The organism is Microbacterium sp. 69-7, assembly GCF_001897985.1.
Lineage (GTDB): Bacteria > Actinomycetota > Actinomycetes > Actinomycetales > Microbacteriaceae > Microbacterium > Microbacterium laevaniformans.
The window spans coordinates 50,206-58,702 of the sequence record NZ_MKRU01000090.1 but is presented as its reverse complement, the minus strand read 5'-3'; the positions used below and the strand labels follow the sequence as shown (position 1 = coordinate 58,702).

9 protein-coding genes are annotated in these 8,497 nt (G+C 69.9%); 4 read left to right on the top strand and 5 right to left on the bottom strand.

Annotated features, from left to right (window positions below; translation table 11 throughout):
• Positions 1-53: 53 nt before the first annotated feature.
• Positions 54-1,217: an acyl-CoA dehydrogenase family protein gene (locus BGN98_RS09945; RefSeq protein ID WP_204948143.1), complete on the bottom strand. Its 1,164-nt coding sequence runs from the start codon at positions 1,215-1,217 to the stop codon at positions 54-56.
• 128 nt (positions 1,218-1,345) lie between these two features.
• Positions 1,346-2,422, bottom strand: a complete 1,077-nt coding sequence (locus BGN98_RS09940; protein WP_288121230.1) for a M15 family metallopeptidase — start codon at positions 2,420-2,422, stop codon at positions 1,346-1,348.
• Positions 2,423-2,450: 28 nt separating this feature from the next.
• Between BGN98_RS09940 and BGN98_RS09935 the strand changes: the two genes are divergently transcribed.
• Positions 2,451-3,515, top strand: a complete 1,065-nt coding sequence (locus BGN98_RS09935; RefSeq protein WP_288121229.1) for an Rv2578c family radical SAM protein — start codon at positions 2,451-2,453, stop codon at positions 3,513-3,515.
• Between the two features lie 8 nt (positions 3,516-3,523).
• On the opposite strand, the gene BGN98_RS09930 is transcribed toward BGN98_RS09935, so the two are convergent.
• A complete protein-coding gene (locus tag BGN98_RS09930; RefSeq protein WP_288121228.1) occupies positions 3,524-4,156 on the bottom strand; it encodes a hypothetical protein in 633 nt (210 codons plus the stop codon).
• A gap of 87 nt (positions 4,157-4,243) precedes the next feature.
• Positions 4,244-6,454, bottom strand: coding sequence for a DEAD/DEAH box helicase (locus BGN98_RS09925; protein WP_288121227.1), 2,211 nt, complete (start codon positions 6,452-6,454; stop codon positions 4,244-4,246).
• A 292-nt stretch (positions 6,455-6,746) separates the two neighbouring features.
• Here BGN98_RS09925 and BGN98_RS09920 point away from each other — a divergent pair, with 292 nt between their 5' ends.
• Genes BGN98_RS09920 through BGN98_RS09910 form a run of 3 tightly spaced genes read left to right on the top strand, consistent with a single transcriptional unit; the run spans position 6,747 to position 7,818 of the window.
• Positions 6,747-7,100 carry a hypothetical protein gene (locus tag BGN98_RS09920; RefSeq protein WP_288121225.1) on the top strand — a complete coding sequence of 118 codons (354 nt, stop codon included), beginning with the start codon at positions 6,747-6,749 and terminating at the stop codon, positions 7,098-7,100.
• Complete coding sequence (locus tag BGN98_RS09915) at positions 7,055-7,585, top strand: hypothetical protein (protein ID WP_288121223.1); 531 nt, start codon at positions 7,055-7,057, stop codon at positions 7,583-7,585. Before BGN98_RS09920 ends, BGN98_RS09915 begins: the two co-directional genes overlap by 46 nt.
• Positions 7,585-7,818, top strand: a complete 234-nt coding sequence (locus BGN98_RS09910) for a hypothetical protein (RefSeq protein WP_288121221.1) — start codon at positions 7,585-7,587, stop codon at positions 7,816-7,818. Before BGN98_RS09915 ends, BGN98_RS09910 begins: the two co-directional genes overlap by 1 nt.
• On the opposite strand, the gene BGN98_RS09905 is transcribed toward BGN98_RS09910, so the two are convergent.
• Positions 7,819-8,497 (bottom strand): efflux RND transporter permease subunit (locus tag BGN98_RS09905; RefSeq protein WP_288121219.1); only part of this gene is annotated, 679 nt, incomplete at its 5' end.

Genomic DNA, 8,497 nt, shown 5'->3' with positions numbered 1-8,497 from the left:
CGAGGAGGGATGCCGCGGGAGCGCGGGCGGGCGGATCAGCGGGCGCGGGCGGATCAGCGCTTGCCGACGATCTGCCGCGACACGATGTCGCGCATGATCTCGTTCGTGCCGCCGTAGATGCGGTGGACGCGAGCGTCGAGGTAGGCGCGGGCGATGGGGTACTCGGTGATGTACCCGTAGCCTCCGTGCAGCTGCACGCCGATGTCGAGCAGCTCCGCCTCGCGATCGGTCGACCAGAACTTGACCTTCGCCGCCTCCTCGGCGGTGAGCTTCTTGTCCTTGTAGAGCATCATCGCGCGGTCGTTGTAGGTCCACATGACGTCGACCGTCGTGGCCATGTCGGCGAGAAGGAACCGCGTGTTCTGGAAGTCGGCGATCCGCTCACCGAACGCCTCCCGGCTGAGCACGTAGTCGCGCGTCCACGCGAACGCGGCCTCGCCCGCAGCCGCAGCCGCGACACCGATCGACAGACGCTCGAGCGGAAGGTTCATCATGAGCTGGATGAAGCCCAATCCCTCCTTGCCGCCGATGAGGTTCGCCTCGGGGACGAACACGTCGGTGAAGCTGAGCTCCGCGGTGTCCCACCCGTGGAAGCCCATCTTCTCGAGCTTCTTGCTGTGGTCGAAACCCTCCATGCCGTCTTCGAGGATGAGCAGGCTGAAGGCATCCGGGCGGTTGCCCTCGCCGGTCTTCACGAACGTGACCACCATGTCGGCGGTCTTCCCCGAGGAGATGAACGTCTTCGCGCCGTTGACGAGATAGCCGCCGTCGACCTTCTTCGCGGTCGTCTTGATGCCGCGCAGGTCGCTTCCGGCGCCGGGCTCCGTCATCGCGAGCGCGCCGAGGATCTCGCCCGTCGCCATGCCGGGCAGCCACTTCTCCTTCTGCTCCTGCGTCCCCATGTGCACGATGTACGGCACGGCGAGGTCGTCCTGGATGCCGAAGGCACCGGCCAGGGACCCCTGCCCGGCGCCGATGGTCTCCTCCAGGACGATCGAGCGGAATCGATAGTCCTGCAGCATGCCGGCGCCACCGAACTCCTCGGGAACGCTCAAACCGATGATGCCGGCCTCGCCGGCGGCGAGCATTGTGGCGCGGTCGATCTCGCCGTCCGCCTCCCACTGCTTGCGCTTCTCTTCGGTGGCGAAGCGCTTGAGGAACTCCTTCACGACGTCGCGGAACGCCTCGTGGTCCTCGTCGTAGATCTCGCGCTCCATGGTGCGCCCGTCCTCTCGTCCTCGAGTGTGGAATCTGCCGGATGCCGCGGGAAGGACCCCGAATGCCGATGGCATTGCATCTCAGCATCCATGGTACTGGGTTTCACCGCTAGCGCGACGAGCGGGATTCAGTAGCCGGGCGCGGCAGGAAGACCGAAGAAATCCTCCAGCGCGTGGAACCCGCCGTCGTGGTACGCCTTGGCGAGCTCGGGGCCGATGTAGCGCAGATGCCAGGGCTCGGCCTCGTAACCCGTGATGTCGGTGTAGCCGCTCTCGTAGCGCACGATGTAGCCGAACCGCCACGCATTCGCGGCGACCCAGGCGCCCTGACGCGTGCCGCCGAACGATTCGATGGCGCCGCATCCGCTGTCGCAGGCGGCGACATCGGTGGCCAGCCCCGTCTGGTGCTCACTGAAACCGGGGCGGGCGCTCTGCTGGTCCGCCGCGTCGCGGCCGAGCGAGTTCACGTAACCGTTGTACGTGCGCGTCTGAGATGCGAACGACCGGTACGCACTGTTCAGACCGATCGCACCGACACCCTCCTGAGCGGCGGCGGCCACGAGAGCCGTCAGCGCCTCGGCAGCCGCCGGCTGCAGCCGGCCGTCGACCGTGCGCTGCATGTCGGCGGGGGCGACCAGCTCGGTGGGCTCGACATCCAGCGGGTTGAGGGGACGCTTCTTGTCGACGACGACCCAGAGCCGGTGCGGGTCGCCGAGATCGACACAGGGTGCGACGCCGTCGACGACGGCGCCGCGGAAGGCCGCGCCGCCACCGAAGGCGGTGACGACGTCTTCGTCCTTGCCGGCGGCGAGCGCGGTGACCACAGCGGGATCGTCGCACCGTGCCGCCGCGCCGGTCTGAGCGGGAACCGGCAGCCCTGTGGCGGGTGCCGCCGTCGCATCCGCTCCACCGGGCAGCGCGACAGCGGCCGCCGCCGCGTTCGATGTGGCCACGGACGCGGCGCCACCCGGACCGCGGGCGCCGCTGAGGGAGAACGCCGAGACGGCGAAGATCGCCGCCACAGCCCAGAAGGCGATCGCGAACGCCGTCCACCGCACCCGCGGCGGCACCTTCGACATCAACGCTCCGCGGGCGCGCGGGGGCGCAACGGCGGCGCGCGCGGCGCGGCGACTGATCGGCTGCTCGGGGTGCGGCACCCGCCCATTCTGCCCGCCGAGCCCGTGCGGCGCCTGCACATTGCGCATTTGTCGCATCTCTGTTCGAATGTACGACATGCGGTGGCGTGGACAGAGTATCGATGCGGCGGATGCCGCTGCCCTGCCCGGCATGGAGCGCCTCGACGGTCTGGTCCGCACCGTCACGACCCCGGAGTTCGCGGGCATGACCTTCCACGAGGTGGCGGCGAAGTCGGCGCTGAACCATGTGCCCTCGGCATCCGCGATGCCGTTCGACTGGACCGTCAACCCCTACCGCGGGTGCAGCCACGCCTGCTCGTACTGCTTCGCGAGGGGCACCCACCCCTACCTCGACCTCGACGCCGGGCGCGATTTCGACGAGCAGATCGTCGTGAAGGTCAACGTGGCCGAGGTGCTGCGACGCGAGCTGGCCGCACCGTCGTGGCAGCACGAGCCGGTCGCGCTCGGCACCAACACCGACCCGTATCAGCGGGCGGAGGGGCGCTACCGGCTCATGCCCGAGATCATCGACGCCCTCGCGGCCAGCGGCACGCCGTTCTCGGTGCTCACCAAGGGCACGCTGCTGCGGCGCGATCTTCCGCTGCTCGCGGAGGCGCGACGTCGAGTGTCCGTCCACCTCGCGATGTCGATCGCCATGCCCGACGAGCAGTTGCGGCAGACCCTCGAAGCCGGAGCACCCACGTTCCAGGCACGGCTGGACACCGTGCGGGCGGCGACCGAAGCCGGATTCGCCGTGACCGTGTTCCTCATGCCGATCGTGCCGCATCTGACCGACTCCGTGGCGGTGCTCGACGACACGCTTGCGCGCATCGCGGCATCCGGAGCGGTTCGTGTCGTCTTCGGAGCACTGCACCTGCGTCCCGGTGCCCGGGAGTGGTTCTGGCAGTGGCTGGAGCGCGAGCACCCGGGACTCGTGCCCGCGTATCGCGGGCTCTACCCCGGCGCCACGGTCTACGCGCCCGCCGGATACCGGAAGTGGCTCGCGGCTCGCGTGCGCCCGCTGCTGCGACGGCACCGGCTCACCGGTGGTCCCGAAGACGAGGTCGAGACGCGGCCCGCACGGCCGGGCCCGGTACGGACGACCGCCCGGGCGGCGGCATCATCGGCATCATCGGCATCCGCCCCCGCGATGCTGTTCTGACCGGACGATCAGCCGATACTGCGCTTCGCGGCGTCCAAAACCAGCGGCACAATCCGCGCGGCCGGTCCGAGTGAGCCTCCTGCGAACCACGAATCTCCGACGAAGACGTAGACGGTGGACGTCAAGAACTCTCCTCCGCGGTCCTCGTAAGAGAAAGCGACCGCCCCAGGAATCCCAGGGTCGACACTGTTGTACTCGGGAGTCGACCGCAGCGAAGAGAGCAGGCTCGTCGCCGCCGAATCTGAGAGCCGATAGACACCCAACGCAACATAGGCCTCAGTTGCCAGCTCCGGCCACCACAGGCATTGCAGCTTCGCTGTCGCCTCGGTAGCCGCCGACCGCGCCTGCGGGCCCGGGATGATGCTCTCGAGCGTCGGCTCCTGGGAAGCAGCAACCCACGTCTTTCCCATCGCTGCCGATACGGCGTCGACAGTCGCGAGCGCATCGCAGGAGTTCGGGATGTTCACGACGACCGCCGACGGCGAAGTGGTCGCGGATGGTGTCGCAACGGAAGACGATGCTTGGGGTGAGACCGAGCGCGTCGGCGCGGCCGTCGTCGGCGCAGGGATCGTCGATGCCGCACAGCCACTCAGAACAACGACGGACGCGGCGAGAAGAATCACCCGGGACCAGCGGATCACCCGGTCAGCCTATCGCGGCATGGTTGCGTCCGCCGGGACGGCGGAGGGGCCGCGGCGCGAACGCCACGGCCCTCCGGAAAGCGCGACTCAGCGGTCGACGTGCGCGGCCTGACGGCCCGAGATCTCCTCGATCACGTCGTCGCCCGGGCGGGCGTCCTCGAACGGCGCGTCGATCTCGGCGCGGTCGAGCATCTCCGTCATGCGACGGCGGCGCTGGCGGGGGATGAGCGTCACGACCGTGCCGACGCGGCCCGCGCGGCCGGTGCGGCCGGAGCGGTGCAGGTAGGTCTTGTACTCGTCGGGGGCATCGGCCTGGACGACCAGGTCGATGTCGTCGACGTGGATGCCGCGGGCGGCGACATCCGTGGCGACCAGCACGCTGACCCGACCGGACGTGAGGCGCTCGAGGTTGCGCGTGCGCTTGGCCTGGTTCAGGTCGCCGTGGAGGGCGACGGCGTGGATGCCGGCATCGTCGAACTGCTCGGCGAGCATCTCGGCGTAGGCACGGGTGCGAGCGAACACGAGGGTCTTGCCGGCGCGGTCGACGAGCGAGGTGAGGATCTCCGCCTTGTCACGGTGATCGATCACGAGCACGCGGTGGTCGATCGTGCCGGAGTCCTGGTCTTCGCCGGCCACCTCGTAGACGGCCGGGTCGACGAGGAACTCATCGACGAGGGCCGCGACCTCGCGGTCGAGTGTTGCCGAGAACAGGAGCTTCTGCGCGTCGGGGTCGACGAGCCGGAGGATCCGCTGCATCGGCTCGAGGAAGCCCAGCTCGCTCATGTGATCGGCTTCGTCGAGCACGACGATTCCGACCTCGGAGAGGTCGAGCTTGCCCTGGTTCTGCAGGTCTTCGATACGTCCGGGGGTGCCGATGATGATGTCGACACCCTTCTTCAGGGCCCCGACCTGGCGCCCGGCGGGCACGCCGCCATAGATCTGCGTCGTGAAGAGGCCGACGCTACGGGCGATCGGCTGGATGGTGCGGTCGATCTGCAGCGCGAGCTCGCGGGTCGGGGCGAGGATCAGCGCCTTCGGGCTGCGCCCGAACGCACGGCGCTTGCCGGCCTGGCTGCGCAGCACCGCCTCGACGAGTGGAGCGCCGAACGCGATGGTCTTGCCCGAGCCGGTGCGGCCGCGGGCGAGCACGTCCTTGCCCCCCAGGATCGGCGCGATCGTGGCGGCCTGGATCGGGAACGGCGCCGCGGCGCCGAGCTCGGCGAGGGTCCGCACGATGTTGTCGCCGAGGCCGAGGCTCGAGAAGCTCACGTCCGCGACCTCTTCGGCTTGCACGGCCTGCGCCTGCAGCTTCTCGTGCACGACGTCGGCGTGCTCCTCGTAGGCTTTGCGTGCCGCGGCATCCTTCGCGTCGGAGTTCCAGTCGGAGCGGTTGCCGCCGGCAGTGCGGACGGGACGGTCGTCACGACGCGGGCGGTCGTCACGGGCAGGACGGTCGTCACGTGCCGGACGGTCGTAACTCCTCCGATCCGCGTCCCGAGAGCCGAAAGCAGGCCGCTCGCGGCGCTCCGCGCCCGACGCGGAGGAGTTGCGGCCGCGGTCGTCGAACGAGCGAGCCGGACGGTCATCGCGACGCGGGCGGTCATCGAACGAGCGAGCCGGACGATCAGTACTCCGGAAATCGCGGCCTTCACGGGGCACACGGGCGCCATCACGACCGCCGCGCGCCGATTCTCCGGAGTTGCGAACGTAACCGCCGCGGTCATCGCGACGCGGGCGGTCATCGAACGAACGAGCCGGACGGTCGTCACGGGCCGGACGGTCGTAGCTCCTCCGATCCGCGTCCCGAGAGCCGAAAGCAGGCCGCTCGCGGCGCTCCGCGCCCGACGCGGAGGAGTTGCGGCCGCGGCCGTCGAACGAGCGAGCCGGGCGGTCATCACGACGGGGGCCGTCGAACGAACGGGCCGGACGGTCATCGCGACGCGGGCGGTCATCGCGACGCGGGCGGTCATCGAACGAACGAGCCGGACGCTCGTCGCGCGCGGGGCGGAAGCCGTCGCGGTCGTCGCGACGCGGGCGTTCGCCGTTGGCGCGCGAGCGGATGCCGCGAGCCTCGTCGCGTCCGGCGCGCTCCTGCGCGCTCCAGCGTTGCTTCGGGGCGGATGCCGCGTCGGTCGCCTCGGCGGCGCGGTAGCCGCGGTGACTCGGGCTTTTGCTGCCGGGCTTACCGGCGGACGACTGGCCGGGGCGACGCTTGGCGTCTTGGTAGCTGGTCTTCGACCCGTAGCGGGGCTCGAAGTTCTGGGCGCGGCCGCCGGCCGGCTTCTTGCTCTTGGGCATGGTGTTCTTCCTGGGTTTTCTCGCGCGAGAACAGCGCCGCCGCGCAGCGAGAGCCGGGGCGACCAGGAGGTCGGACGGATCGGGGCGGCGGGCAACCCGGTGGTCCGGGGGCCATTCAACAGTGATGGTTCATGCGCGTCGATCGACGCTCACCATCGGCCCCTTGGACTCACAAACCCACCCGCACCACAGTGCGGTGTCCAGAGCCGACCGCACCACTGTACTCGGTCCACCTGTGAGAGCGCCGGTCGCCTCCCGCGACGCCTCGTCGGCGGGCCCCTGCACTGACGCCATGACCGCAGCCGAACCCGCCCGACTTCCGGCCGAGGCCGAGGCCGATCGCGCCCCGGCGCCGTCGTTGCGCGTCGAGGCGGAGGCCCTCCTCGCCGCGGCGATCGCCGCCGTTCTTGGCGGCGTCGTCGGGCTCATCATCGGGCCGCTCGGCGTCGGTGTGCGCCTCTGGGGCGATGCGAGCATCGCCGGCTGGGCCGCCGCCGGGGCAGGCCTGGCGGCGGCCGTCAGCTCCGCGCTCGGATACTGGCGCGCCGCACGACCGACGGCCAGGAGTGGCGGCGCAGGATCGCGAGCTGGCGCTACGTGGTGTCGACGGCATCCGTCGTCATCGCGCACGGCGCCCTCGCCATGATCGGGACGGTCGCCCTGTTCGCGGTGCTCTCGCGGGCCTTCATCGACGTCGAGCTCACCGCGTTCTGGACGACGGTGCTGGCCGCGACGGCGACGGGGCTGTCGGGCTGGCTGAGCTACCTCTCCGCCTCGCGGATGACGACCCAGCGTCTCACGACGCTGCTCGTCACCTTCATCGGGATCGGGACGCTGGCAGCCATGATCACGACCTCCGACCCGATGTGGTGGACGTACCACTTCAGCCAGCTGGGCACGTTCGGCGACATGTCGAGCTTCCTCTTCAACGGCACGCTCATCGCCGGAGGCCTGCTCGTGACGACCTTCACGCTGTACGTCTCCCACGACCTCGCCGCGCTGGGCCACGCGGCATCCGTGTCGTCGGCACAGCGCTCGCGATCATGGGCGTCATGCTGGCCTGCGTCGGCATCTTCCCCGTCAACGTCAACATGCTGCTGCACAACCTGTCGGCGTCGGGGATGGCTCTGATGTTCCTGCTGCTCCTCGTCGGCGGCCCGTGGATCGTGCGGCGGATGCCGCGCGCCTACTTCCTCGCGTCGTGGGCGTTCCTCGCCGGTCTCCTCGTCTCGATCGCGCTGTTCGCCACGGGCTACTTCGGGCTGACGGCCTTCGAGATCATCGTGTTCGCGCTGATCTTCGGCTGGCTCGCCGTCTTCATCCGCTTCATGGTCGTCGCCGATCAGACCGATCCGCGCAGCTGACTACTTGCCACGCAGGTCGCGGCGCGGGTGCAGCGCGGCGGCACCGGATGCCGGGGCGACGGGGCCTGCGTCGGCATCCGCAGCCGCCTTGCGGCCACCGCCAGCGCCCGCCCGCCGCGCCGCCCGACGCTCGCGCGCACCCTCGACGAGGTTGTAGAGCGTCGGCAGCACGAGCAGCGTCAGCACGGTCGAGGAAACCAGTCCGCCGATCACGACGATCGCGAGGGGCTGCGAGATGAAACCGCCGTGGCCGGTGATGCCGAGCGCCATCGGCGTGAGGGCGAAGATCGTCGCCAGCGCCGTCATCAGGATCGGGCGCAGTCGTCGCGAGCCGCCCGCGACGGTCGCGTCATGGGTGCTGAGCCCCTTCTCGCGGTACTGGTTGACGAGGTCGACGAGAACGATCGCATTCGTGACGACGATGCCGATCAGCATCAGCACGCCGATCAGCGAGGCGACCCCGAGCGGCACACCGGTCGCGATCTGCAACAGGATCGCCCCGGTCGCCGCGAACGGCACCGACACCAGCAGCAAGAGCGGCTGGCGCAGCGACTTGAACGTTGCGACCATCACGATGTAGACGATGAGGATGGCGGCGAGCATCGCGAGGCCCAGCTGACCGAACGCATCGGACTGCTGCGTCACCACACCGCCGACCTTCGCGGCCGCGCCGGTCGGC

Bases quoted from the DNA above. Each gene is read 5' to 3' on its own strand.
- BGN98_RS09935 (WP_288121229.1), top strand. From the start codon at position 2,451: ATGCGGTGGCGTGGACAGAGTATCGATGCGGCGGATGCCGCTGCCCTG.
- BGN98_RS09945 (WP_204948143.1), bottom strand. From the start codon at position 1,217: ATGGAGCGCGAGATCTACGACGAGGACCACGAGGCGTTCCGCGACGTC.
- BGN98_RS09925 (WP_288121227.1), bottom strand. From the start codon at position 6,454: ATGCCCAAGAGCAAGAAGCCGGCCGGCGGCCGCGCCCAGAACTTCGAG.
- BGN98_RS09910 (WP_288121221.1), top strand. From the start codon at position 7,585: ATGTTCCTGCTGCTCCTCGTCGGCGGCCCGTGGATCGTGCGGCGGATG.
- BGN98_RS09920 (WP_288121225.1), top strand. From the start codon at position 6,747: ATGACCGCAGCCGAACCCGCCCGACTTCCGGCCGAGGCCGAGGCCGAT.
- BGN98_RS09940 (WP_288121230.1), bottom strand. From the start codon at position 2,422: ATGCGCAATGTGCAGGCGCCGCACGGGCTCGGCGGGCAGAATGGGCGG.